This window comes from Paenibacillus phocaeensis (assembly GCF_900021165.1).
Classification (GTDB): Bacteria; Bacillota; Bacilli; order Paenibacillales; family Paenibacillaceae; genus Fontibacillus; species Fontibacillus phocaensis.
This window is the reverse complement of sequence record NZ_FCOQ01000022.1, coordinates 58,807-84,149: the sequence shown is the minus strand read 5'-3', so window position 1 is coordinate 84,149 and position 25,343 is coordinate 58,807. Positions and strand designations below refer to the sequence as shown.

Below are 25,343 nucleotides of genomic sequence, written 5' to 3'. Positions count from 1 at the left end.
TTCATCCCCTCCTCTCATCGCACTGAGTCCAGCTCAAACCGGTCGGATCCGGCTGAAGCTCCGTCCGAAACGAAGCTCCCTGGCTGGAGATCTCCGCTCGCTCCCGCCGATTTCGAGGCTTGCAGCTTCGTCTGGCTGCTTGCGTATTCAGCGGCCCGCTGCGGTGACATCGTTGATAAATCGCTCTCCAGCCCCGAGCGTGCCGCGTTGCTGAGACGAAGAGACTGTTCCGCTTTCTGCACGATATTCGGATCCTTCCGGATCAGCTCCATGACGCTTTCATTCACCGGATAGGTGGGCACCGGTTTGCTTTGCAGATGGGGCTCGACATAAGCGAGCGCATAGATCGAAGCTTTATGTAAATAAGCATCTACAATGGCGCTGGATAACGAGAGAATTTCCGCTTCGCTTAACGTTACCGTTAGCATTTCGGAGCTTAAGGTTTCCACTTTCTTTTTGGAGAGTAAGATATAATCCTGGCCCGTCGGGAATTGGATGCGGATGTCGATGACATCCTTCTCCTCCAACAAATTCGGAAGCTGGACGAAGGCCATTTCCCGCCAACGCAGATCATCGGGGATCGGATCTTCTTCATACAACAGCGCTTCCGTCAAGGGCGTCAACGAACGAAGTGAAATTTTGGCGTACTTCCCCGCAATGTCCTCCCCGGATGCGAAAAGGTCGGCGGGAACGCTGTCTGCGGGCAGCTCCACCCGCTTTAAATCGTTTGCCCCAATCCGGTGTCCAGCGGGAATATCCCGCGTGGGAACCCATCCTTCTACGGTCCGTTGCTGCGCCTGGCTGCGCAAATCGGCCAACCGGGTCTCATAATCTCGGACTAGGGTGCGCTTCTCAGCGTGCACTTGTCTTTCTCGTACGACGGCATATCCCGAAAAGGCAACGCCCGAGATGACAATTCCGGCCAGTCCGGATAGCAGCATATGTTTTGTTTTCTGCCTGATTCTCGGCATAGATCAGTCCACTTCCTTTCTACGTTTTAGATTTCATTCGAAACCGGAAGCCCGTCCGCTTGGCCTTCGTCAGCAGGTTCCCGCAAACCGCTTCCAGCGCACTGGATAACGAAGACGCCGGTTCAAAAGGATTGGAATCCGCGGGTAAGCCGAACACGCTCTTGGTACGAAGGTCTCGGCGAATTCGCCGCAAACCGGCGGTTGAAGCCAAAGGCACGCAAATCCTCCATGAAGGCGGAAGCGGCCCCCCGCTGGTTAAGGCTGTAACGAAGTTCCCCAACTCCTCGGATCTCCACTCCGCCCCGGACCCAACGATAATCGACAGGTCCGCGCGGCGGAATTCCTCCAGCAGCTCCTGGCTTCGGCCCGTTCCCAGATCGCAGACGACGCACCCGAATCCTTCCGACAGCAAGGAGATGAAGTCTGCGCGAGCTGTCGGCTTGGCATAAAGCGCTTGGCCGATGCGGAACCGTATTCCCTTGTTCCCCTGATCCGCATAATCCTCCCCTTCCAGATGACGGGCTAATCGAGCGAAAGAGAGCGACTTGGGATCCAGCTCCACAATCGCGACTTTCTTGATACTGCGGGCCAGTAAATGGGCAAGCGCAATGGCCGTATAGGTTGCTCCCGCCCCGGTCGAGGCGCCAATAACGCCTACAATTGCCGGGCGGCCGCGGTATTCGATGAACTCAGCGGCCCTGACGCTTGAACCGGGATTCGCGGCTCCTGGCGGCGCGGGCTTCTGCAGCAATGCAGCAAGCGCACTAATAACCTCTTCTGCCGAAGCGAAGCGGTCTGCAGGCCGAACCTGCAGCAACTTAGTCACGATTGGCCGCAGCGGCTCGCCCTCAGTTTCGCGCAACGCCGTCGCCGCTTCGGGTGTCCATACCGAATACCGTCCCCCCGTGCCCATATAGAGCAGAACGGCGCCCAAGGAATACAGATCGGTCCGCGCATCGCTTTGGCGATCGCCGTATTGCTCCGGAGCGGCAAAACCAACCGTTCCGAGCTGCACCGTGTCTTCCGTTTTGCCGGCCGTAAAGGTACGGGCAATACCGAAGTCCACGAACCGAAGCTCGCCTTTGTCGTCGACCAACAGATTAGCCGGCTTCACATCCCGGTGGATGACCGGAGGTTCGTGCCGATGCAAGTACCGCAGCCCTTCGGCGATTTGGAGCCCAAAGCGGACCAACAGTTCAAGCGGCAAGCGCCCTCCTCTCGCACGGATGAATTGATCCAAGGGCACGCCCTGAATATAATCCATAACGATATAGGAATATCCGTCCGGGTCGGGATCCATGAAATCGACAATCCGCGGCAGCCGATGATGATTCAATGTGCTTAACAGCTGAACCTCTTTGGCGGCGAAGACGGGTTCTCCGGGGACGGTCAAGCATTCCTTTACCGCCCATGTCTTTCCCGGCAGCTTCAGGTCTTCGGCCAGATAAACCCGGCTCATGCCCCCTTGCCCGATCATTCGTTCGATCCGGTAACGTCCTGCCAACGTGTCGCTTGGAGCGAGCTTAGGAACGAACCTGGCCATGACTCCTCCTTTCCTGAACGCAAAAAAGGGAAAACCTCCCTCCGTCATTCCTTGGCTGTTTGGCCAAGCGAGAAATGACAGGGATGCTTTCCCTATTGCGGTCATTGTATAATTTTGGAATCAGTATAGGACGGCTGGCGGCAAAAGTAAAGCCTTTTTTCAAAACAATTTATTCACGCCATTAATATTTAATCATGTAGAGCGTGATTTCATCGCGGTTGTGAAAGAGCTGCTTTGCCTGCTGCACTTGAAGCCGGGCCTCCTGAAACAGTTCGGTAACCTCCTGAATCAATGCCATCGGCTTCTTGGTCAGCAGCTTCACCGTCACGAGAACCGTTCCGCCCGGAACCAGTGCGTACAGCAGCTCCGTCACGAGTCTAGCCGTCAATTTCGGGCTCCAGCTCATATCGCACACCAGAAGATCAAATTGATTTTCCTTAAATTTAACGCGATTTGCATTCCGCTGAATAAAGGTCAGCTTCGGCGAAGACAGCAAAGAAGGATGCAGCTTCGCCGTATCCACCGCGGTTACGCTGAGACCGCGTTCCAACAGAAATGAAGTCCAGCCGCCCGGCGCGGCACCGATATCCAGCGCTTCGCGGAACGATTCGAACGGGATGCCGAATGCCGCTTCCGCTTCCAGAAGCTTGAATTTCGCCCGGGAGATTTGGCCTTCTTCCTTGCGGAAACGGATCGCTCCGCCGTTCCAATCGGAGAGGTTATCCTGCGGGTGCGCCACCCCGGCATAAATCCGATCCTGGCCGGCGAACACCGAGATAATCCAATCGGCATCCCGCACCACAAATTCCCCGACGGACACATCCTGCAGTTCTTCCTGCAGACGCTCCTTCAACTCAGGTGCCGTCCCCGACCAGAGCCCCTCTTCCGCCTTGCGTGCCTGTACGGCAATTTTAGCACCCGGAAGGCGAAAATCGGCCATCAGATATTTCCGCAGCGGTTCAAGCCATTCCTCCGGATTCCCCTCGGCACCTTCCCCCGGGCACCACTCCCAGTCAACCAGGAACGTATGCCGCAGAAATATCGGCGGCGTTTGCCGCAGCCGCTGCTGGACATCCTCCGGCATCGCCTGCAGCGAAGCCGCAAAGACTTCACCGGGCACGAGCATGGAGCTCTTGACCCCGCCGAACAAACGGCGCAGCTCTTCTTGGGCATAGGGCGCAAAGCCATGATTCGCCGTGCAAATCCACTTCGAATGGGGCGGTACCTTGCAGTTTCTGGCGATTTCCTCCAGCCGTTCGAAGGGGACCGGTCCATTATGCAGCTGCACATGTTCCGGCAAGCCCTGGTAAAGGATTTCGTACATGCTTTTCTTACCGGACATGCTTGAGGTGTGAAGATAGATTTCTCGCGGAAACCGTCCTTCCCGGACCATAGCAGCCGCCATCTCCGTACCGTCAGGCTCATCCGGCCCCATATCGTAATCCAGCGATAAGATGTCTACTTCCGTCAAACGAAGCAGCTCCAGACATTCCTCGACGGTGCGCGCTAATGTAAATCCCTGCGGACATCGGCGAAAATCGTCCATATATACATGAATCAATAGTGTTCTTCCTTTCCCGCGGTATTTCACTCCAGGCGGAGTCTGGCCGCCTTGCCAGACCTTACGCCCACCGTCTCACTCGCTCCATATCCTCTCTGTAGGTCCCATCCTCCCCGGTTTCGCTCTCAAAGATAAGCGGGGATTTCCGGATCGCGTCGATCTGCAACAGCCAGCGAAAGCCGGCTTCGCCGATATAGCCCTGGCCTACTCGGGCGTGACGGTCCTTGCGCGATAATACCGGGTATTTTGAATCGTTCAGGTGGACGGCGCATAAGCCGTCCCAGAACCCGAGCTCCTCGGCTTTAGCCGCGAAGCTCTCGTCTCCTTCGCCCCGCCACATTCCCGCCCCAAAGGCATGGCAGGTATCGAGGCAAAACCCGATGCGCTCCGAATCCCGGCACAGGTTGCGAATCTGGACCAACTCCTCGATCGTCATCCCCATGTCGCCGTGATCGCCGGCCTGGTTCTCGATCAGAAGCTTTGCCGAACCCTGCCAGCCGAAGAGCACATCATTAATACATTGTATAATATTTTGATAACCTTGTAAGGGGTTTCCTGACTTAAATATCCCAAAATGTACAACAATCCCAAGAGATCCGCACGCTTCGGCGATTTCAAGGTCATTGCGCAGCGAATTCACCACTCGGCCGTATGCTTCCCCGTCGGTATCCTTGCCGATGGCGAGGTTGCTGGGATAAGGCGTATGCGCGATCGAAATCAGGCCGTGTGCTCTGCACAGGGTTCGGCACTGTTCCGCGTCCCGGGGATCAATGCGTTTGACTGTAAGGCTCCGCGGATTTTTCGGAAAATACTGAAACGCACCGGCCCCCCATTGCAGCGCGGCCTTCGCAGCGCCAAAGTAGCCGCCCCGTATGCTTAAATGTCCCCCCACTTTCAGGTTAGCGGTCATGCTGACATCCCGGGCTGTAGAACACTTTGCGCCCGTTCATTTCCGCTTTTACGATAGCGTCGCCGCAGCGCGGACAGGTCTCTCTCTCCCGGTCGTATACCCTGCAGGTATCGTTCGCTCCCCCCGTCAGCTTATCATCCCGGGTCAGCGGCATTTCCATATACCCGCCGGCCTCCGTCGCCTCGATCAGCACATCCCGAACCGCTTGGTACAGACGGGCAAAGTCCTCGTCGCTGAAGTTCTGCAGCTTGGCCATCGGCAGCAATTCCGCCGCGAACGCGATTTCATCGGCGTAACAGTTGCCGATTCCGGCAATGACATCCTGATTGACGAGCGTCGTCTTGAGGCTCCCCCGGCGCTTGCGCAGCAATGCGGTAAACCGCGCTTCGTTCATCCGGCGGTCCAGAAGCTCCGGTCCCAGATGCGCGAGAAGTTCCTCCGCCTCCTTAGCGCTGTGCAGATGCAGATGCCCCAGACGCAGCCCGATGAAATAGAGCACCCGTTGGTCACCAAAGGCGATTTCAACCTGGGTGCTGCGGTCCGGCCGGTCCTCCTTGGAGCCGAGGTAGAGCAATCCGCCAAGCATTAAGTGAAGCAGCAATCTGCGTCCATTATCCAGATGGAAGAGCAGATGTTTGCCTCGGCGCTCGATGAAGATCACCTGTCTTCCCGTCAGCTCCCGGGTAAACTCCTCCACCGGCAAATTTACCGACTTCTCCCGGCCTACGGTCACTCCGGTAATCGGCAGGTCCAAAATGGATTGCGACAGTTGTATTCGATAATTTTCCATCTCCGGCAATTCCGGCATGGTACATCTTTCCCTTCATTCTTATAAGTTCGTTCATTCCATGAAACATAGAGGGTTCATTTCATCCGCAAATTCGTTCGCGGGCTTCTTTCAGGTCCCGGCATACCACATCCGCTTCAACGCCGGAGGACTTCACGTAGTCCGGCAGATTGTCGGCCGTCGTGACCCCGGTTAACACGAGGATCGTCCCGCAGCCGGCCTTTACTCCTGCGGCGATGTCCGTATGCAGGTTGTCCCCGATGACAGCGACTTCCGAAGCTTCCATACCAAGCCGAGCTATGGCAAAATCCATCAGAGGTGCTGACGGTTTGCCGATCACTACCGGCTTAACGCCCGATGCTGCCTGAATGGCTGCGGACAACGTTCCCGCTCCCGGCATCAAGCCCTCCTGGGAGGGAAGCAGCAGATCGGGATTGGTTAATACATAACGGGCTCCGCCCCGAATCCAGCGGGCAGCCCGAGTTAGGGTATCATATGTAAATTGACGGTCGATGCCTTGCACTACCACGTCGGGCTCATCCAAGTCCAGCTGGAGTCCGGACTCGACCAACGCCTCCGTGAGCCCGGCTTCGCCAATAGCTGCGACTTTGCAGCCCGGATGTGCTTCAGCAACGTACCTGGCCGCAGCAACAGCTGAAGTACAGACCTCCTCCGCCCGCGCCGAGATGCCCATTGCCTCCAAATGCGCGGCGACCTCCCGGGGTGTCCGCGAGGAATTGTTGGTGACGAACAGAAATGGGATCCGCTGAGCGCGCAAAGCGGAGATCAGCTCATCCGCACCGGGGATCATCTTAGGCCCATGGTATAGGGTGCCGTCCAAATCAATGAGATAGGCCTTCCAATGCTTTGGCAAAATCCTCATCCTTTCCGTTTCGCCGAGTCCCTATTTTATTGTACCTAGGAACCCCGGGGTCAGGCAAATTTTCCCGTCCCGAATGCGATGACCCTGTCAAATCAGCGCCCGCATTCGCCGCATGTCGTCGAACGATCTCGAACGGTGATCCAACCGAGTCTTACCCCCTTGACAAACTTTGAAAGGCTCTGTCAGTTCCTGCGCTTTCCCGGAAAATAATTATTTCCGCCCGCAGCGCCGCACTATGGGATAAAGAACATGCTCAAGAGCCAGCTGTGCATTCGGGAAGATCGAACGCGCCTCCTCCTGCAACCGCAGCAGTTGATCGTCCGATTTGTAGCGAGAGCTGAAATGCGTGAGCAGAAGCTGCTGCACGCCCGCTTCCTTGGCGGCCTCCGCCGCTTGTTTGGCTGTGCTGTGATGGTAATCATGCGCGGTCTTCGCCAGCTCATGCAAGAAGGTGGACTCATGGACCAGCAGATCTGCATCTTGGGCCAAAATGACGGCATTCTCACACGGACGTGTATCGCCAAGAAGGGTTACAATCCTGCCGGATTTAGGCGCTCCCAGCACATCCTTCGCATGCAGCGTCTCACCGCCCGGCGCGACTACGCTTTCCCCGCGCTTGAGTTTGCCGTATAACGGGCCCGGACGAATGCCGTACCGTTCCAGCACGGCGGCGTCCAGCTTACCCGGCAGGTCTTTCTCAACAACCCGATAACCATAGCTGTCGATCCGGTGTTCCAACAACGCCGCTTCTACCCGAAACGATTCATCCTCGAACAAGAGCCCGCCCTGATGCTCCACGATCTCCAGCTTATAATTAATCCGTGATTCGCTGAGCGACAGGGTCGTCTCTACGAATTTCTTCAAGCCCTTTGGCCCGTAGATGACCAGAGGCGTATCCCCTCCCTGATAGGCGCGGCTCGAAATAAGCCCGGGCAAACCAAAGAGATGATCTCCGTGAAGATGGGTGATAAAAATGAATTCCAGTTTGCTGAGTTTCAGCGGCGAACGCAAAATCTGATGCTGGGTGCCCTCGCCGCAATCGAACAGCCAGAGCGAACGGCGCTCCTCCAGCAGACGCAAAGCCACCGAGGTTACGTTCCGTTCCAAGGACGGTACCCCCGCGTTCGTCCCTAAAAAATATAGTTCCATGCCTTTTCGTCCTTTACGCTAAAATAGGGCTTCATCCGACGTCCAGATTGCCAAAACCCTCCGAAGTTCGGAGGGTTTGCCAAGGAGCTTCTTTATGGGATTATACCCCAGCTTTGTCCACGTTAAAATATTGGGCTTCCGGATGCGCGAAGACCATCGCCGAGACGGAGGCTTCCGGCTCCATCATGAACCCTTCCGTCAAAGTGATGCCGATGTCCTCCGGCTGCATCAGATCAAACAACAGCTGTTGATCTTCGAGGTCCGGGCAAGCCGGGTAGCCGAATGACACGCGAATCCCTTGATATCGTGCGCCATGTCGTTGTTTCATCGTCATGTTCGCCGGATCCGGGAATCCCCAGGTATCCCGCATGATATGGTGAACCCGCTCCGCCAGCGCTTCGGCCAGCTCCAGCGCTACCGCCTGCAGAACGTGGGAGCGCAGATATTCGCCTTGTTCCTTCCATTTCTCGGACAAATCCCGGACACCTTGTCCGGCGGTGACCACCAGGAACCCCACGTAATCCATTTGCCCGCTGTCCACCGATTTCAAGAAATCCGCCAAGCACAGGTAAGGCTCGACCTTCTGGCGAGGGAAGCTGAACCGCTTCAGGACTTTGCCGGGCTCGACCGGATCGTAGATCAGAATATCGTTACCGGACGATTGCGCCGGGAAGAATCGATACATCGCTTGCGTGCGGATGATCCCGTCGGTTACCGCTTCGAGCAGGATTTGATCGACCGTCTCCTTCAGTTGCACTGCCTTCGCTTCACCCGCCGCCAACTGCTGCTCTACCGAGCCGCGCAGCCCCAAATGATGGCCCAGCAGCATTTGCATATTGATATAAGGCGTAATATGACCAATCGGATAATCGCGAAGCACATGCCGTTCCAGATCAGGCGGAAGATAGACCGGGGCATCCGTCGAGATTTTGGAGCGCTCCACACGGGTCAGCTCCGGCAGCGGATCCGCAACGGCTACGGCCCGATCCGTATCTCGCTCCGCTTCCATTTCAAGGCGCATCTGCTCCCGGGCGGCCGGATCCATCAGCTTGTTGGCCAAATCAAGGCCGTCCATCGCGTCCTTGGCGTATACGACCATACCGTCGTATTCCGGCCGGATCCGCGTCTTGGTGAATTTGCGGGTAAGCGCTGCTCCGCCCACAAGGATCGGGATGTCAATGCCGGCATTTCGCAAATCCTGCGCCGTCGTGACCATTTGCTGCGCCGATTTCACCAGCAGGCCGGAGAGTCCGATCGCGTCCGCTTGCTCCTGCCGATACGCCTCGATAATGCGCTCCGGTGGTACTTTTATGCCCAAATTGACGATCCGGTAACCGTTGTTGGAGAGAATGATCTCGACCAGGTTTTTGCCGATATCATGCACGTCGCCTTTCACCGTTGCCAGCAGGATTTTACCCTTCACGCTGGTTTGGTTCTTCTCCATAAACGGTTCAAGGTAGGCCACGGAAGCCTTCATGACCTCGGCGCTTTGCAAGACCTCTGCCACGATCAGCTCATTGTTATTAAACAACCGGCCAACTTCTTCCATGCCCGCCATAAGCGGACCGTTAATGACCTCGAGCGCAGTGTATTTCTTCAGCGCCTCTTCAAGATCTGGAATCAATCCTTCCTTCGTGCCTTCCACGACATAGGAAGCCAGACGTTCCTCAAGAGTTAGCTGTGTCGATTTCTCGACCTTCTCCACCTTCTTGTTCCGAAAGGCTGCTACGAACGCGGCCAACGTCTCATCATTGGTGTGGTAGATCAGCTCCTCTGCCAATCGGCGTTCCTCATCCGGGATCTTGGCATAGCGTTCCAGCTTCTCCGTGTTGACGATCGCGTAATCGAGACCTGCCTTGGTACATTCGTACAGGAACACCGAATTCAGCACCTCGCGGCCCGCTTCGGGGAGGCCAAAGGATACGTTACTGATCCCCAGCACGGTATGCACTTTCGGCAGCGCTTCTTTGATCAGCCGGATCCCTTCGATCGTTTCCTTCGCCGACCCAATGTATTGCTCATCCCCGGTACCGACCGGAAAAACAAGCGGATCGAAAATCAAATCCTCCGATTGGAGTCCATATTTATGAACAAGCAGGTCATGCGAACGTTTGGCGACCTCCAGCTTGTCTTCCCGCGTGATCGCTTGCCCCCGCTCATCGATTGTGCCTACGACCACCGCTGCGCCGTATTTATGAATCAGCGGTGTCACACGCTCGAACTTCTCTTCGCCGTCCTCCAAGTTAATGGAGTTAATAATTGATTTCCCCTGGCAATATTGAAGCGCCAAATCAAGCACTTTCGGATCGGTTGTATCGATCATCAGCGGCACCTTGACTTTCTTGACAACCAGCTCAAGGAATTTCTGGATATCCTCCGCTTCATCGCGATCCGGATCCTGCACGCAAACATCGACAACCTGAGCCCCGTTCTTCACTTGGGCACGAGCGATCTCAGAGGCTTCTTCATATTTGCCTTCGACGATCAGCCGTTTAAACTTGCGTGACCCCAGAACGTTCGTGCGTTCCCCAACCAGATAAGGCCGGTTCGCCGATTCGATATAAACCGGCTCGATGCCGGAGAGTGCCGGCAGATGGTTACCTGCCAGTTCGCGGGGCCGATAATCTTTCAACGTATTCGCTAATGCGGCAATATGGGCCGGGGTTGTCCCGCAGCAGCCGCCAGCAATATTCAACCAGCCCTGCTCGGCGAAAGCGGACATTTTCTGCGCCAGCGAATCCGGGGACTCGTGGTAAATCCCGTTCTCATCCGGCAAACCGGCGTTCGGGTGACAGCTGACCGCTGCATGCGCCAGTCCCGACAAGGTCCGGATATGATCTCGCATAAACTCCGGTCCGGTTGCGCAGTTTAGGCCGACGGAGATCGGATTCAAATGCTCCAGCGAAATGTAGAAAGCTTCGATATTCTGGCCCGCCAATGTCGTGCCCATCGGCTCGATCGTACCGGAGATCATCAGCGGTAAAGCGATCCCCGTATCGCTGAACGCCTGCTTGATCCCGATGCTCCCTGCCTTCACATTCAGCGTGTCCTGCGAGGTCTCCAGCATCAGCGCATCCACGCCGGCTTCGATCAACGCTGCCGCCTGCTCCGCATAGCTGGCTGTCAATTCATCGAACGTGACGCCGCCGGTAACGGACAGGGTTTTCGTCGTAGGCCCAAGAATCCCCACCACATAGCGGGGGTGCTCCGGGGTACTGTATTTTTCCGCTGCTTCAATCGCGAGCTTGGCCGCAGCCCAATTGATTTCACGCGCCTTCTGCGGGATATCGTATTCAGCCAGCACGACAGATGTCGCACCAAACGTATTGGTTTCGATCAGATCAGCACCTGCTTCGAGATATTTCTCATGGATGCCGCGAATCACATCCGGACGGGTGAGCACAAGCATTTCGTTGCAGCCGTCCAGCTCATCGCCGCCGAAATCGGCTGGAGACAGGTTCTCCTGCTGAATCATGGTGCCCATGGCGCCATCGAGGATTAATATTCGTTCTTTCATTCTTTCGAGCAGGCTAGGTTTACTCATGATCATGTCCCTCCCGTAAAACGTTACGTTTTAGTTTAACAGAATAAAGCGTTGAAGAAAAGAGAGGTTGACGATTTCCCGTCACTTCTCCCCTTTAATAATATTAATGTTATCCTATCAATCAACTTAGAATTAAAATCCGAACAAACCCATGCTTTGTAGCTTGAAAAATTCGGGAATTCACAAAAACAAAAAAGCCGCCATCCCCCAATCGGGGGATAGCAGCTGATCCTCAGGGCAGACGGCGAGCTTACTCCACCGTAAATTGCTTCGACGGCATCGAATGTTGATCACGTGCGGTGACATGGGAAATCACTTCATAGGTTCCCGGCTCCTTCAACGTATGCTCCAGCACATAGGTCCCCTCCCCTGCGCCTTTCACTTTGACCTGACTGTGCTTGGCGTTGTCGACCGAGGTATTCCAAAATTCGAACATGACTTCCTTCGCATCGTCCACGTTCTCGCCGCGATGCGTCACCTTCGCCGTAAACTTCACAGTTTCCCCGGCTTTGAGCGCGGATGGTGTGACTTCAAGTTCAACTTGAATAGGCTCTAATGCCGCATCTGCCTGAGCTTCCGTCGACTCGCCGCGACCGCATCCGGCGACAACGACTAACGCAAGCATGATGGCCGCGAGCAGCCCTGATTTCCTACTAACTTTCATTCAGATTCCCCTCCTTCCGCAGCGGATGACCCTCGATCCTAACAAGTATGTCGATTGCTAATCCGTTTAAGCCAGCTTATCCAAGAGATCATATAATTCGGACAAATGCTTGATCTCATAATCCGGTACGATCTCGCCGGTGAGGGACTTGCCGTCCCGGTTCACCCAGACCGCAGTCATTCCGACACTAAGCGCCCCTTTGATATCCGTCGTCAGCTTGTCCCCGACCATGATTCCCTCCCCCGGTTCAATCGCCAGACGTTCCAGCGCATGGCGGAAAATGGACGGATCCGGCTTCCCTTTACCGAAACTCCCCGAGATCACAATCTCGTCGAAATAGGGCGCCAGCTCCGGAACGCCGTCCAGCTTCTCCTGCTGCAGCGCGGGGCAGCCGTTCGTCAGCAGCAGCAGCTTCACCTTCCCTTTGAGTTCCTTCAAGACCTGGAATGTCTCCTCATACACATGCGGACGGGAACGGCGTTCGCGACCGAACTGTTCCGCCAGCTCTCCGGCCAGATCCTCGTCGTCCACTCCAAGCGAGTGCAGCCCGCGCCGCCAGGATTCCTTACGATAGATTGGGGCTAACTGCTCCAATTGGCGAAACTCCGGTTGTTCCCCCGCCGAGAACGTTGCCCATAGTCCCTCGAACGGATTGATCCCGATCATCTTCGTGAAAGGATAAGTTTCATAGGATTCATACAAGCTCCGTGCTTCCCGGCGTACTGCTTCTTCCAGTTGCTCCGGATCCAATCCTTCCGCCTTGGCCGCCGCACTTTCACAGGTTGCTGCAAAAGCCTCTCTTACGCTCCGATCATCCCAGAGCAGCGTGTCGTCCAGGTCAAAACAAACCGCCTTGATCGTCATTCGTCCCAGCCCTCTCCATTCTTATCGCATATTATCGCAAAAGGTTTATTCTTTCTCCAGCTTCACATGATGGGTATTGGCATACAGCTCCAGCCGTTCAGCCATCGCTTCCGTATCAAACCGGTTGCGGGTGCGGTAGAACACCCATTTGGGTTCCCGCGTCTTGGGTTCGATCACGACTTTGTTGCGGCTAACCTTGATTTTGCTGATGTTCCCCGCATCCAACATCCGGTCCCGATTAAATTTCGAAGTGTACAACCCGCTTTTGTTCACACGCAAATAAGGCTTGCGCAAGAAGATGGCCAAGGCCAGCACGATATACAGAAAGATCGTCGCCCAATACAGGAACGAGTTCACTTCTGCGGAGTTGCCGATGATTCCTACGCTGGCATACAGTAGGGCCAGCAGAAACAACGCAACGGGCAAAATGATGTTGCGCCCTTTAAATACATCGCCTTCTCCACTCGCTCCAAGCGAAGACCGCGAATTTCGCGTCCCCTTCCCGACGTTTGGTCCCTTGCCTTTCTTGCTCATTTTGAGCTGATTACGCTCTACTTTACGGTCAAACGAACCCATACCTGTTCCTCCCTATTTATCTACAATCTCGATCGACTCGAGCTGTTGCCGAAAATTCCTGCGAACGTTTTGCAGATACGTCTCCCGAAGCTGAGCTCTTTCCAGGATTTCGTCCTGCGATAATCCTTCTTGCTTCGCCTTACGAGCCAGCTCGTTAATCCGCTTAACCAACGTATCAATATCCATAAGTTCCTCCCGCTTCTTTATATACTTACTCCCCATGAAGTTTCACGGGCATTAATTCTTACTTTGACATGAGAAAAAGAGCTTGTCAAGGCGACGACAACCCCAGTCGTAACCTGAAAACAAGCTCCTGCTCTACCTATAATAATAACCTCGGCCAGCATCCATTATCGACCCGGCAGCATCAGTGTATCCCCGGCTTGAATTGAGCTGGTATGCAGCCCGTTCGACCGCATCAGCTTCTGAATGTAAACTCTTGTATCCTGTCCCTGCGGCTTATGAGCCACAGCTATTTCCCATAGGGTATCCCCAGGCATAACCACAACGTATTGCGCCGGGTTAACCGCCTCGGAAGTCTCAAGGGAAGCTGCAAAGGCCTGAACCATCCCCGTACAAGTAAGGCTGATGAGGAGCAGAAGAACGGCGATTTTGGACCATCTGCTCTTCAGGAATCCATTCATATGTAAGCTTCTCTCCACTGGACGACGAAAAGAAGGTTGCTCGTAGATGCTTTGATAGGAACTATACTTCAACATTTAGCCATCACTCCAAACAAGTGTTCTGTTTTCTGTAATCAATATAACACGAACATTTGTTTGATTCAATAGTTTTTCGAACGGTTGTTCTCTTTTTTTCATATTTATTGGCTTTCTTCTATTTGATTTAGAACTAATGTTTGTACGAACGGAAGTTCTGTGTTATAATTTTTCCAAACGTTACTAAATGGGGTTGATCCGTACATGTCAAAGGTATCAAGCCGGCAACAGGCCATTCTTGAATTTATTCGCAACGAAGTACGCGCCAAGGGTTATCCTCCTTCTGTGCGGGAGATCGGCGAAGCAGTGGGATTGGCGTCCAGCTCCACCGTTCACGGCCATTTGGACCGACTGGAGAAGAAGGGATTTATCCGCCGAGACCCGACGAAGCCGCGCGCCATCGAGTTGTTAGGCCAAGAGGAGTCGGAGAATTACAATTTATTTGCACATAGCATTGCCCGTGTTCCCGTTGTCGGGAAAGTCACTGCAGGCATGCCTATCACGGCGACGGAGAATATTGAAGATTATTTTCCGCTGCCCGAGCACTACGCGGCTGACGGAGAGATATTTATGCTTTCCGTGGTCGGCGACAGCATGATCGAAGCCGGGATACATAGTGGGGATTATGTGATCGTCCGTCAACAACAAACGGCCAACAACGGAGATATCGTTGTCGCCATGACGGAGGATGACGAAGCGACGGTCAAGACGTTTTATAAGGAGAGCGACCATATCCGCCTCCAGCCCGAGAATGCGACGATGGAACCGCTTCGTTTGAAGCATGTGACCATCCTGGGCAAGGTCATCGGTCTATTCCGCGACTTGCACTAATTTGAGGCTTCCATTCAGCGCAGCAGGATGCAATCACCAGGCAGGACGAAGCGATCGTTATCGGCTTCGTCCTGTTTGCGTATGACCGGCACCGCACCGCTTCCCCTTTACTCCCACTCGAAGTTCGTGGAGTTCATCGGATTGTAGCCGTTCTTTTCCCGCCGGCCGCGCGTACCCCAGCCGAACCCCGCACGTTCGCTAATCCACCATTGCTTCAGCCGATAACGTCGGCGTTGGTATCTTTTCAATTCGGTCACAATCATCTTCGTTTAACCTCCTTAGTTCATACCTATAAGTTGTCCCATTTCCGGCTAAATCATGGCATTTTTTGAAATCCATAAACTGTAATTCATGACTTCACCCGAAACAAGGCATAAAAAAGCGGCCCCTGATCATTCAGGAGCCACTTTAGCGTAGTGGTTTAGTACAAGGTCATGTATTGATCACGTTCCCATTGATGAACCTGCGTGCGGAAGATGTCCCATTCGATTTCTTTCAACTCATAGAAATGAGTCAAGGCATGATCTCCCAGCGCATCGCAGATGATTTCGCTGCGCAGCAGCTCGCCCAACGCTTCTTTCAAATCGGAAGGCAAGCTCGGAATGCCTTCTTCGACCCGTTCTTCCTCCGACATCACGTAAATGTTGCGGTCTACCGGATCCACCAGCGGCAGCTCGTTCTTAATCCCGTCCAGACCGGCTTTCAACATCACGGCCAATGCCAGATAAGGGTTGGCGGCCGGGTCCGGATTACGCACTTCGACCCGCGTGCTCAGGCCCCGGGAAGCCGGAATCCGAATCATCGGACTACGGTTGCTCGAAGACCAAGCAACGTAACAAGGCGCTTCATATCCCGGAACGAGACGTTTGTAAGAGTTCACGGTCGGGTTCGTGATTGCGGCAAATGCGCGGGCATGCTTCAGAATACCGGCCATGTAGTGACGAGCTTCCTTGCTGAGCCCCAGATTATCGCTTTCGTCATAGAATGCATTCACATTGCCTTTGAACAGCGACTGGTGGCAGTGCATCCCGGAACCATTCACGCCAAACAGCGGTTTAGGCATAAAGGTGGCATGAAGCCCATGCTGACGAGCAATCGTCTTAACTACCAATTTGAAAGTTTGAATTTGGTCGGCAGCTTTAATCGCATCCGCGTATTTAAAGTCGATTTCATGCTGACCCGGAGCCACTTCGTGGTGAGAAGCTTCGATTTCAAAGCCCATTTCCTCCAGCGTCAATACGATTTCGCGGCGGCAGTTCTCCCCGAGATCCGTAGGAGCCAAGTCGAAGTATCCGCCTTGGTCATTCAACTCGGTGGTAGGGTTGCCTTTATCGTCAGTTTTGAACAGGAAGAATTCCGGTTCCGGTCCAACGTTCATTGAGGTGTAGCCCATCTCCTCGGCTTCCTTGAGCGCACGTTTCAGAATCCCGCGCGGATCGCCGGCAAACGGAGTACCATCAGGCATGTACACATCGCAAATCAAACGCGCTACGCGGTCTTCGGTTACCCATGGGAAAATGACCCAAGTGTCCAGATCCGGGAAGAGGTACATGTCGGACTCCTCGATCCGAACATACCCTTCAATCGAAGAACCGTCAAACATCATCTTGTTGTCCAACGCTTTCTCCAATTGGCTGACCGGGATTTCCACGTTTTTAATGGTTCCTAGTAAATCCGTGAACTGTAAACGGATGAAACGTACGTTCTCTTCTTTGGCAATGCGCAAAATGTCCTCTTTGGTGTAACTCGTGTTACTCACCCTAACCTCTCCCAACGTTTAGATTATTTTTTGAAAAACCGAGAAAGTTCGCCTTGAATTAAAGAAACTTGTCCCGGTTTGTTCCCTGACACCAACTGCTGCTTCAACATGCGGTAAATTTGGGAATCTGTCATTTCCTTCCGCTTCTCTTCCGTGTCCTTCGTAATGACGGTCGCATCCTGGGACATCGGATTCATGACCTGCTTGATCCCGGCGATATTCACACCTTTATCGATGAGACCCTTGATCTCCAGCAATCGCTCGACGTCATTGAGGGAAAACATCCGCTGATTTCCCGAGGTACGTGCGGGTACAATCAATTCGTGCTGCTCGTAATATCGTATTTGTCTTGCCGTTAAATCCGTAAGTTTCATAACGATACCAATAGGAAACAAGGCCATATTTCTGCGAATTTCCTCACTCATCGCTCTCAACCTTCCAGTTAGATTCTCATGACCTTATGATATGTGAGTTATCCTAACATGTCAATAGTTATGTTAGGATAACTTACAACAAGTTGCGGTCCTTCATCGACTGAAGAGCGGTAAGGAGCCCAAATTTAACATGAGAATAGGTTAAGCCGCCTTGCATATAAGCGATATACGGGGCGCGGATCGGAGCATCGGCAGACAATTCCAAGCTACCGCCTTGAATAAATGTCCCTGCCGCCATGATCACAGGGTGATCATATCCCGGCATATCCCAAGCCTCAGGCACTACGTGGCCATCCACTGCCGCAGCCCGCTGAATGCCTTGAACGAACGCGATCAGTTGCTCCGGCGTGTCGAAGGCAATCGCCTGGATCAGATCGCTGCGCGAGTCCTCCCAGCCCGGCCTGGTTCGAAATCCTGCCCGCTCAAACAATGCCGCAGCCAGAATGCTACCCTTAACGGCCTGTCCTACGATGGTCGGCGCTAAGAACAGACCTTGATAGATCCCTCGGGTTGTCCCTAACATCGCCCCAACTTCGCCGCCAATCCCCGGTGCGGTCAAACGGTAGGAAGCTAACTTCACCAAGTCCTGACGGCCGCAGATATACCCCCCGGTTTCCGCCAAGCCTCCTCCGGGATTTTTAATCAGCGAACCGGCGATCAGATCGGCTCCCACCTCCGTCGGTTCCCGTTCCTCGGTAAATTCACCGTAGCAGTTGTCCACGAACACAATTAGATCCGGCTTGATCTCCTTGGCCCGTCGAACCATCTCACCGATCTGCTCCACGGTGAAGGAATCCCTCCAATCGTAACCGCGGGAGCGCTGGATCCCGATGACTTTGGTCCGGCCGGTAACTTTGGCCTTCACCGCGTCCCAATCCACGGAGCCGTCGGCAAGCAATGCGGTTTCATTATAAGCGATCCCGAAATCCTGCAGCGAGCCGCTGCCATCCCCGGCTGTTCCAATTACTTTATGTAGTGTATCATATGGGCGGCCTGTGATATAGAGCAATTCGTCCCCAGGCCGCAAGACCCCGAACAACGCTGTGGCGATCGTATGCGTGCCGGAAGCGAAATGCGGCCGTACCAGCGCAGCCTCTGCGCCGAATACGTCCGCATACACCAGATCCAACACTTCGCGGCCTCGGTCATTGTAGGCGTACCCCGTGGAGCCTGCAAAATGATAATCGCTGACTTGGCGATGCTGAAAAGCTTCAATGACCTTCCATTGATTGTGATCGACGATTCGGTCAATCTCCCGAAACCGGCTTTGCGCCTGCCGTTCAGCGGCTTCCAGCCAATGTACGATTTCTTCTGAAAATACTGCCATCGTTACGTTATCTCTCCCTTAATCTAGTCCATCGTTGGTGGTGTTCTCTGCTTGAGGATTGGGTTTGGGAATGGCATAAGGGGCTAGTTGATAGCCATATTTCTCGAAATCCGCCCGGTTTACATCGATTTCGTAGATCATGTCATCCTCGTCCATCTGCTTGTCTACCACTTCCCCAACCCGATATAACACCGGGGTAAGATCTCCTCGATCCGCCGGAATCCGGAAGGTCTTCGTTCCTCCGGACAGCTTGCGCTGCACGGCTTCGCGAATGGCGGCCAAATCCTTGTCGTCAAATGCCGAGATCATCAGGTACCCTTCGCCGGCAGGCAGCATCTGCAGCCGTTCCGGCGGGCAAATATCCCTTTTGTTAAATAAAACAATTTGCGGCTTCCCCCCGGCCCCCAATTCGTCCAAAATCCGGTCGACCACTTCTACTTGCTTCTCCCGCATCGGTGAGGATGCATCGACAACATGAAGAATCAGGTCGGCCTCATTCACCTCCTCCAGCGTAGCCCGGAAGGCGGCGACCAAGTCATGCGGCAGATTTTGAATAAACCCAACCGTGTCGGTCAATACCACTTCCTTGCCGCCCGGCAGCGGCAGCAGGCGGGTTGTTGGATCGAGCGTGGCAAACAGCTGGTTCTCTACATAGACGTCGGCTGAGGTCATCGCTTTCAGAAGCGTTGATTTCCCGGCATTGGTATACCCGACCAGCGCAATTTGCACCACGCCGGTTTCCTTCCGCCGCGCCCGATGGAGCTGGCGATGCCGGGTGACTTCTTCCAGTTGACGCTTCAATTCACCGATCCGCCGGCGAATATGGCGCCGATCCGTTTCCAGCTGGCTTTCCCCCGGCCCCCGCGTACCAATTCCGCCGCCTAAGCGGGACAGGTTCTTCCCGTGCCCGGACAAACGCGGGAGCAGGTAAGTCAATTGAGCCAGCTCCACTTGAATAATCCCTTCCCGCGTTTTCGCCCGCTGCGCAAAAATATCCAGGATCAGCTGAGTTCGGTCGATGATTTTAACGTCCAGCATTTCCTCCAAGTTGCGCACCTGGGCTCCGGCCAATTCCTGATCGAAAATAGCGGTGTTCGCCTCCGCCTGCTGAAGCACTTCACGGAGCTCCAGCACTTTGCCTTTACCGATCAACCACCGGGGATCGGGTTTATCGCGATTTTGCACGACGGTTTCGACAACCACGACCCCGGCCGTTTCAGCCAGCTGCACTAGCTCGGCCAGGGAATATTCGGGATCGATTCCGCTCTGCTTCGACTCCGGCGTAACCAAGCTGACCAATACGGCCACGTCCGGGCGGTGGTTGGTTGTCTCGTGCATAGGCAACTTCGACATGATCACGACTCCTTCAATCAACCTTCAAGATTTTTTGGCATCAAGCTTCAGATCTTCGGTTCGGATGGTCATGAGCTCCAGCTTGCCCGGCGAGCCCCCACCATACTGATTCAGCAGCCGTACGGCTTGCTGCCGGACGGATCGTTCAATCACGTTGCGGACATAACGGGCATTGCTGAACACCTGCTCACTCTCGCATTTCTCCCGCAGCAAATGCTGCTTTAATTTGAGTATCGCCTGCGGCATTAAGATATAATCGCGCTCTTTCGCCATCCCTTCGGCAATTTGAATCAACTGGTCAATCGAATAGTCCGGAAAGTCCATTTGAATCGGAAAACGTGAAGGCAACCCCGGGTTGGTCGACAGGAAAAAATCCATCTCGTCCGAGTATCCGGCCAGGATGAGGATAAATTGGTTCTTATGATCCTCCATCGCCTTGACCAGCGTATCGATCGCTTCCTTGCCGAAGTCCTTCTCGCCGCCGCGCGCCAGACTGTAGGCCTCATCAATGAACAAAATACCGCCCAGCGCTTTTTTGACCAAATCTCGCGTTTTCTGCGCCGTATGCCCGATATATTCACCAACCAAGTCAGCACGTTCGACCTCGATCAAGTGCCCTTTGCTCAACACGCCCAGACGCTGAAACATTTTGGCGACGATTCGCGCCACCGTGGTTTTTCCTGTTCCCGGATTGCCTTTGAATACCATGTGGTACACTTGAGCCCCGGAGAGCAATCCCGCCTCCGAACGCATGGAAGCAATTTGCAACAGCGCATATATCTCGTACATTAAATCTTTAATATGATCCAAACCGATCAGGTGATCCAATTCCTTTTGAATTTCGGCAAAAAGCCCCTGCTGCGGCAAGCCTTTCGCCGACGCCTGAGGTTCGCTTTCCGCAAGGGCTTGCGAGACGACAGGCGGTTCGGTGCTGCGGAGAATCACATTAATCTGACGCGACGGTCTCTCATCGGAAGAGCCGTTTCTGGCCATGACACGCCCAGACATAGGAAATCACCTCTTTATAAAGGTAGGGCTGAGAAGAAGTTCTATCAAGCCAACTGACGGAACACACATCTAAATGTATTCTCTCTCCCTGTCCGTTATTAGAAGTTTTGTCATGAGATCAGGCCGATAGCGAGTCCCAGTTGATCGAGCTTCCATTTGGAGTACGCCAAAATTTCCCGAAACGTGTTCGGAAACGGCTTCAATACCTTGGAATCGGTTAAGGAAAGACGGGGGGCGTCATAATCCAACGCTCTGGCAATTTCCAGCGCACGGTTGCCGTGATAGGTGTGAGTCACGATCAGCACCGAGGTAAACCCCTTCTCCTCCATGATTTCCTGGCTGAATTTCAGGTTCTCATAGGTGCTGGTAGCCTTGTTCTCAAGCAGCAGCTTCTCCTGCGGAACCCCACGCTCCACCAGATAATTGGCCATTCCCTCCGCTTCGGTATATCTCGAGCTTGGCGTATCCAACCCTCCGGTCAGCAGAAACCATTTGAATTTCCCCGCTTCGTAATCCTTCAGGCTCTGCTCCAGGCGTTCCTGAAGTCCCGGACTTGGCACGTCCCCCCAAAGGGAGGCTCCGAGGACGATCCCGACATCGGCGGGTTCACTGAGGGCAGAGTTGGCTGCCGGATTCCTCTCAATACTGCCGATCTGGGACAAGACGAACAACATCCAACCGATGCCGAGCAGAACGATGAAGCCGCCCCATTGAATCACCCTCTTGGCTACGCGGCTTTTACGCTTCCTTCGTGTCGTCCTGAGGCTCATGCTTTCACTTGACTTGATATCACGCATCGTTTATCCCCCTGGTTGATTCGGCTCCGAAGTCATAAACCCGCTCCGGTAATGATCCAGGGACAGGCGAAAATAAGGGAAACGCCGTTCCTTAATGTCTTGAAGTAATTGCCGGGCTGTCTCCGTTGCCAGATCGTAATCTTTTACCGATATAAGGCCTTTCGTTAAGGCTTCGTCCAGCTCGTCTTCATCCAATAAGAACACTTCACGATTTTTCAGCACGACGATATCCAGATATAAATCATCAAACCAAGGCACTCCCTGGTCGGTGACTCCTTGCGTCTTGCAAACATCGATATACCATTCCACGATCTCGCCATGATCATCAAACATTGCCGTAACGACGAAATGAGCGCCCTTGGGATAATACTGCAGCCAGGTATAACCCTTGTCGGCAATCCGAAAGGTGTGCCCCCCGTAGGTTTTCCATAACGGATCACGCAAGGCAAAGATGCTGTACAGTGTGACGTATCCCGTAAACTCGTCGCTCTCCACATACTTGGATTTGAATTGACGATGGGTTACACGGCGCCAATTCGCGCGGTCTCCGAATTTTCGCTTCATATATTAGATCCCTTTCAAAACAATGTATTATCAGCTTACCATATTTGAAAGAGAGTCACAAAAACCATTTTCACAAGAAAAAACCAACCCCCAGCCGCGCATTTGCGAAAGGCTGAAAGTTGGTTTCTTGGGGAGTTGGGTGCCTCCGGCTTATCCGCCGAACCCTGTGGCTCCGTCCGTGGTTCCCTGCGTAGCGTTGGTCCCCCCGGTCCCGTTCCCGCCATCGGCGGGCGGAACGATAACCCCACCGTCAATATCATCCATCGGAGGCAGGTCCGTATCGCTTCCGCTTCCATCGTTGCCATGACCGTTGTCGTTCCCGTTCTGCCCTCCGTTGCCATTACCATTCCCGTTGCCGTTACCGTTACCATTGCCATTCCCGTTTCCGTTACCATCGCCATTGCCGCCATTGGATTGGCCGTCCCCATTTCCTTGGCCACTTCCCGGCGGTGTGCCCTGACTGCCGTTCCCGTCTCCCGGAAGGTTAGGATCCACCGATGTCCCCGGATCCAGGCCGGGAGTCTCTCCGTCTGCTGGAGGTTCCTCGCTTTCAATCAGCACTTGAGCGTTGTTGGACGGCTCGCTTTCCACCGCATTTACCGGGTCGTAAGCCGTTACGTAATAAACGTATCCGGTTCCCGGAGTCACGCTGATATCTTCCGCCTCTGTCGTTACGGAATCCATGATATGGGTGAACTTCGATTCGGACGCCTCCCGGCGGTAGACATGGTAGACCGCATCAGCTGTTTCAACCCCGGTCCATTGAAGCGAGACCGCTCCGGTATCCGGGTTATACGCGGCGGTTAATCCGGTTGGTGCTGCGGTTTCCGTTTGGTCTTCCGGCTCTTCCTGCTGTAAGTTTTCCGGAACCGGGAAAGCCTTCACCGGCACGCCTTTCAGCGCTTCCTTCATCACGGCGGCGAACAAAGCCGCCGTTTGACCGCTGCTGCCGTTCAGCAGATGGTTCTTGTCCGGATTGTCGTATCCCATCCAGACCGCTCCGGTCCATTCCGGCGTATAGCCGACAAACCAGACATCGCGGTTTTTGCTGCTCTTCAATCCCGGGATCCCATGCTGCGTCGTCCCCGTTTTACCGGCAACCGGACGGTCCAGCTTCGCCCGTTTTCCCGTACCGTCGTTCACGACGTTTTGCATCATCGTCGTCATGTAATAGGCGGTTTGTTCGCTGATGACCCGTTTCGGCTTCGGTGCATTGTATTTGTATTTTTCCACGCCGTTGTGATCGACGATCGATTTGATTGAGTACGGCGGGTTATACGAGCCGCCATTGGCGAATACGCTGAACGCTCCGGCCATTTCCAGCGTGTTCGTACCGTAAGTCAAGCCGCCCAGGGCAATGGCCAGGTTGCGGTCATCTTTGTCCATCTTGATGCCCATTGCTTCGGCATATTTGACGCCGGTACCTACGCCAATCTCATTCAACAGCCAGACGGCCGGGATATTCTCCGATTTCGTCAAGGCATCCGTCAGGTTGATCGTTTTGGAGTACCCGTGCAGGTTGGTCGGACAGTATTTGCCAAAACACTGCTTCTCATTACTGATCTGCGAGTTCGGCGTAAATTTGCCGGATTCCAGAGCTGGCGCATACGAGACGATCGGTTTGAACGCCGAGCCCGGTTGACGGCGGCTGTTCAGCCGGCTGAAGCCTTTACGCTCGTAGTCCCGTCCACCAAGCAAGGCGATCAGGCTGCCGTTCTCATGGTTCATGATGACCATGGAAGCCTGTACCTGCTGGTCATCCTTGCTCTTCTCGAAGAAATCGTCGTTCTCGAACGCATTCTCCAGCGCCTTCTGCGCTTTGGCGTCCATCGTCGTGTAGATTTTATAGCCGCCGCGGTTCAATTCGTCTTCGGTCAACCCGAATTTCTCCTCGGCTTCCTCCACGACGTAATCCTTGAAGGCCAGATAACTTTGATTCTTCACCGGCGGCTCGTAATCGTAGTCCACCGCCTTCGCTTCATCCCGCTGCTCCGCCGTGATATAACCCTCCTGAAACATCAGGTCGAGCACCACCGCCCGCCGTTCCTTGGACAGCTCAGGGTTCTTCAGCGGATTGTATCGGGACGGCGCCTTTGGCATGGCCGCCAGCGTCGCGATCTCCCATACATCGAGTTGATTCAAATCACTCTTCCCAAAATAACGAATCGATGCAGCCTTAATGCCATAAACCGTTCCGCCAAAAGGAATTCGGTTCAAGTACAACGTCAGGATTTCATCCTTGGTCTTGTGACGCTCCAAGGCCATCGCGATCGACATTTCGGTCGCTTTGCGGAAGAAGGTTTTGTCCGCGCTCAGGAAAATGTTCTTGGCGAGCTGCTGCGTAATCGTACTGCCGCCCTCCACCAGAGAGCGGGCGACGATATCCTTGACGGCCGCCCGGCCGATCGACCACAAATCAACTCCGTTATGCTCGCGGAATCGTTTATCCTCCGTCGCCACAAAAGCCTGCTTAAGCAGCTCCGGAATCTGGTCGGATTCCACCGGTTCGCTCTTGTCGATGGACAATTCGCCCATCAACACCCCGGTGCGGTCATACACCTTCGTCGTTTCGTAAACGGTCAGCTTGTCCTCGTTCTGCAAGAGGATTTTCTCACCGCTGACCGTAATGTACATATAGCCTGCTATTGCGCAAAATACCGCAAAAGCAATCGTAAAAAATGAAGTCCATAACACGCGCTTGGCCGTCAGCTTTCTCTTTTTGTGCGCTTTCGGCGCTTTACCTGTTTTGTCCGGCTTGCCGCTTCTTTGCAGCCTTGATGGGCTTTTGCTAGACATGGTTTGTTCTGACTCCCTTCCTGCCAGTCTGCTTTGCAAGGTAGTTCAAAAATTTACTATTGATCACGAGGTTTAGCCTTTGATCACGAGGCGTTACGTTCCGTCAAAATTATCATATCACCGCATGAGCGTGGGTTCGATGACGGATTCGATGACGCGAGAGTGATTTTTTGAACATATCCTTGCCTGCATGAATTCATCGGATTAAGCTTCTGGCTTAAAAGTCCCCGGAAAGAAAAGAACAACCTTGGTTCAGGTTGCTCTGTTCTCATCCTATACTCTTAACGTATTGAAATTCAAAAA

23 protein-coding genes are annotated in these 25,343 nt (G+C 54.0%); 1 reads left to right on the top strand and 22 read right to left on the bottom strand.

Annotation, left to right across the window (positions count from 1 at the left end; genetic code table 11):
* Positions 1-14: 14 nt before the first annotated feature.
* From BN3795_RS15560 to BN3795_RS15505, 13 genes are all read right to left on the bottom strand, one after another.
* On the bottom strand, positions 15-971 hold the full coding sequence (locus BN3795_RS15560) for an SAF domain-containing protein (RefSeq protein WP_068785610.1): 957 nt from the start codon (positions 969-971) through the stop codon (positions 15-17).
* A 19-nt stretch (positions 972-990) separates the two neighbouring features.
* Positions 991-2,514 carry a serine/threonine protein kinase gene (locus BN3795_RS15555; RefSeq protein WP_068785609.1) on the bottom strand — a complete coding sequence of 508 codons (1,524 nt, stop codon included), beginning with the start codon at positions 2,512-2,514 and terminating at the stop codon, positions 991-993.
* A 181-nt stretch (positions 2,515-2,695) separates the two neighbouring features.
* Positions 2,696-4,075: a cyclic-phosphate processing receiver domain-containing protein gene (locus BN3795_RS15550; protein WP_110945204.1), complete on the bottom strand. Its 1,380-nt coding sequence runs from the start codon at positions 4,073-4,075 to the stop codon at positions 2,696-2,698.
* 61 nt (positions 4,076-4,136) lie between these two features.
* Positions 4,137-4,985 carry a deoxyribonuclease IV gene (locus BN3795_RS15545; RefSeq protein WP_068785608.1) on the bottom strand — a complete coding sequence of 283 codons (849 nt, stop codon included), beginning with the start codon at positions 4,983-4,985 and terminating at the stop codon, positions 4,137-4,139.
* Positions 4,975-5,793 (bottom strand): Fpg/Nei family DNA glycosylase, encoded by an 819-nt coding sequence (locus BN3795_RS15540; RefSeq protein ID WP_068785607.1) that lies wholly within the window; start codon positions 5,791-5,793, stop codon positions 4,975-4,977. Before BN3795_RS15540 ends, BN3795_RS15545 begins: the two co-directional genes overlap by 11 nt.
* Before the next feature lie 61 nt (positions 5,794-5,854).
* Positions 5,855-6,646, bottom strand: a complete 792-nt coding sequence (locus BN3795_RS15535; RefSeq protein WP_232729946.1) for a TIGR01457 family HAD-type hydrolase — start codon at positions 6,644-6,646, stop codon at positions 5,855-5,857.
* A 219-nt stretch (positions 6,647-6,865) separates the two neighbouring features.
* A complete protein-coding gene (gene rnz / locus BN3795_RS15530) occupies positions 6,866-7,804 on the bottom strand; it encodes a ribonuclease Z (protein WP_068785605.1) in 939 nt (312 codons plus the stop codon).
* Between the two features lie 100 nt (positions 7,805-7,904).
* The gene (gene metH / locus BN3795_RS15525; RefSeq protein ID WP_068785604.1) at positions 7,905-11,348 is read right to left on the bottom strand and encodes a methionine synthase; all 3,444 of its coding nucleotides are present in this window, start codon (positions 11,346-11,348) and stop codon (positions 7,905-7,907) included.
* Positions 11,349-11,598: 250 nt separating this feature from the next.
* Positions 11,599-12,012, bottom strand: a complete 414-nt coding sequence (locus BN3795_RS15520; RefSeq protein WP_068785603.1) for a FixH family protein — start codon at positions 12,010-12,012, stop codon at positions 11,599-11,601.
* A 66-nt stretch (positions 12,013-12,078) separates the two neighbouring features.
* Entirely contained in the window at positions 12,079-12,876 is a 798-nt protein-coding gene (locus tag BN3795_RS15515) for an HAD family hydrolase (RefSeq protein WP_068785602.1), read from the bottom strand.
* A 45-nt stretch (positions 12,877-12,921) separates the two neighbouring features.
* On the bottom strand, positions 12,922-13,452 hold the full coding sequence (locus tag BN3795_RS15510; RefSeq protein ID WP_068785601.1) for a hypothetical protein: 531 nt from the start codon (positions 13,450-13,452) through the stop codon (positions 12,922-12,924).
* A 12-nt stretch (positions 13,453-13,464) separates the two neighbouring features.
* The gene (locus BN3795_RS25100; RefSeq protein ID WP_110945203.1) at positions 13,465-13,638 is read right to left on the bottom strand and encodes a DUF896 domain-containing protein; all 174 of its coding nucleotides are present in this window, start codon (positions 13,636-13,638) and stop codon (positions 13,465-13,467) included.
* Positions 13,639-13,802: 164 nt separating this feature from the next.
* Entirely contained in the window at positions 13,803-14,096 is a 294-nt protein-coding gene (locus BN3795_RS15505) for a LysM peptidoglycan-binding domain-containing protein (protein WP_232729945.1), read from the bottom strand.
* A gap of 279 nt (positions 14,097-14,375) precedes the next feature.
* Here BN3795_RS15505 and lexA point away from each other — a divergent pair, with 279 nt between their 5' ends.
* The gene (gene lexA / locus BN3795_RS15500) at positions 14,376-15,002 is read left to right on the top strand and encodes a transcriptional repressor LexA (RefSeq protein ID WP_068785599.1); all 627 of its coding nucleotides are present in this window, start codon (positions 14,376-14,378) and stop codon (positions 15,000-15,002) included.
* Between the two features lie 107 nt (positions 15,003-15,109).
* Here lexA and BN3795_RS25605 read toward each other — a convergent pair whose 3' ends face one another.
* From BN3795_RS25605 to BN3795_RS15460, 9 genes are all read right to left on the bottom strand, one after another.
* Entirely contained in the window at positions 15,110-15,265 is a 156-nt protein-coding gene (locus BN3795_RS25605; RefSeq protein ID WP_198524734.1) for a hypothetical protein, read from the bottom strand.
* A 158-nt stretch (positions 15,266-15,423) separates the two neighbouring features.
* Entirely contained in the window at positions 15,424-16,761 is a 1,338-nt protein-coding gene (gene glnA / locus BN3795_RS15495) for a type I glutamate--ammonia ligase (RefSeq protein ID WP_068785598.1), read from the bottom strand.
* Between the two features lie 23 nt (positions 16,762-16,784).
* Positions 16,785-17,186, bottom strand: coding sequence for a MerR family transcriptional regulator (locus tag BN3795_RS15490; RefSeq protein ID WP_068785597.1), 402 nt, complete (start codon positions 17,184-17,186; stop codon positions 16,785-16,787).
* A gap of 82 nt (positions 17,187-17,268) precedes the next feature.
* Positions 17,269-18,522, bottom strand: coding sequence for a methionine gamma-lyase family protein (locus BN3795_RS15485; RefSeq protein WP_068785596.1), 1,254 nt, complete (start codon positions 18,520-18,522; stop codon positions 17,269-17,271).
* An 18-nt stretch (positions 18,523-18,540) separates the two neighbouring features.
* A complete protein-coding gene (hflX, locus tag BN3795_RS15480) occupies positions 18,541-19,875 on the bottom strand; it encodes a GTPase HflX (RefSeq protein WP_068785595.1) in 1,335 nt (444 codons plus the stop codon).
* Between the two features lie 24 nt (positions 19,876-19,899).
* Positions 19,900-20,883 carry an AAA family ATPase gene (locus BN3795_RS15475; protein WP_068785594.1) on the bottom strand — a complete coding sequence of 328 codons (984 nt, stop codon included), beginning with the start codon at positions 20,881-20,883 and terminating at the stop codon, positions 19,900-19,902.
* A gap of 110 nt (positions 20,884-20,993) precedes the next feature.
* Positions 20,994-21,680 carry a YdcF family protein gene (locus BN3795_RS15470; RefSeq protein ID WP_068785593.1) on the bottom strand — a complete coding sequence of 229 codons (687 nt, stop codon included), beginning with the start codon at positions 21,678-21,680 and terminating at the stop codon, positions 20,994-20,996.
* Positions 21,681-21,683: 3 nt separating this feature from the next.
* Positions 21,684-22,244, bottom strand: coding sequence for a DUF402 domain-containing protein (locus tag BN3795_RS15465; protein WP_068785592.1), 561 nt, complete (start codon positions 22,242-22,244; stop codon positions 21,684-21,686).
* Between the two features lie 150 nt (positions 22,245-22,394).
* Positions 22,395-25,040 (bottom strand): PBP1A family penicillin-binding protein, encoded by a 2,646-nt coding sequence (locus BN3795_RS15460; RefSeq protein WP_068785591.1) that lies wholly within the window; start codon positions 25,038-25,040, stop codon positions 22,395-22,397.
* Positions 25,041-25,343: the final 303 nt, after the last annotated feature.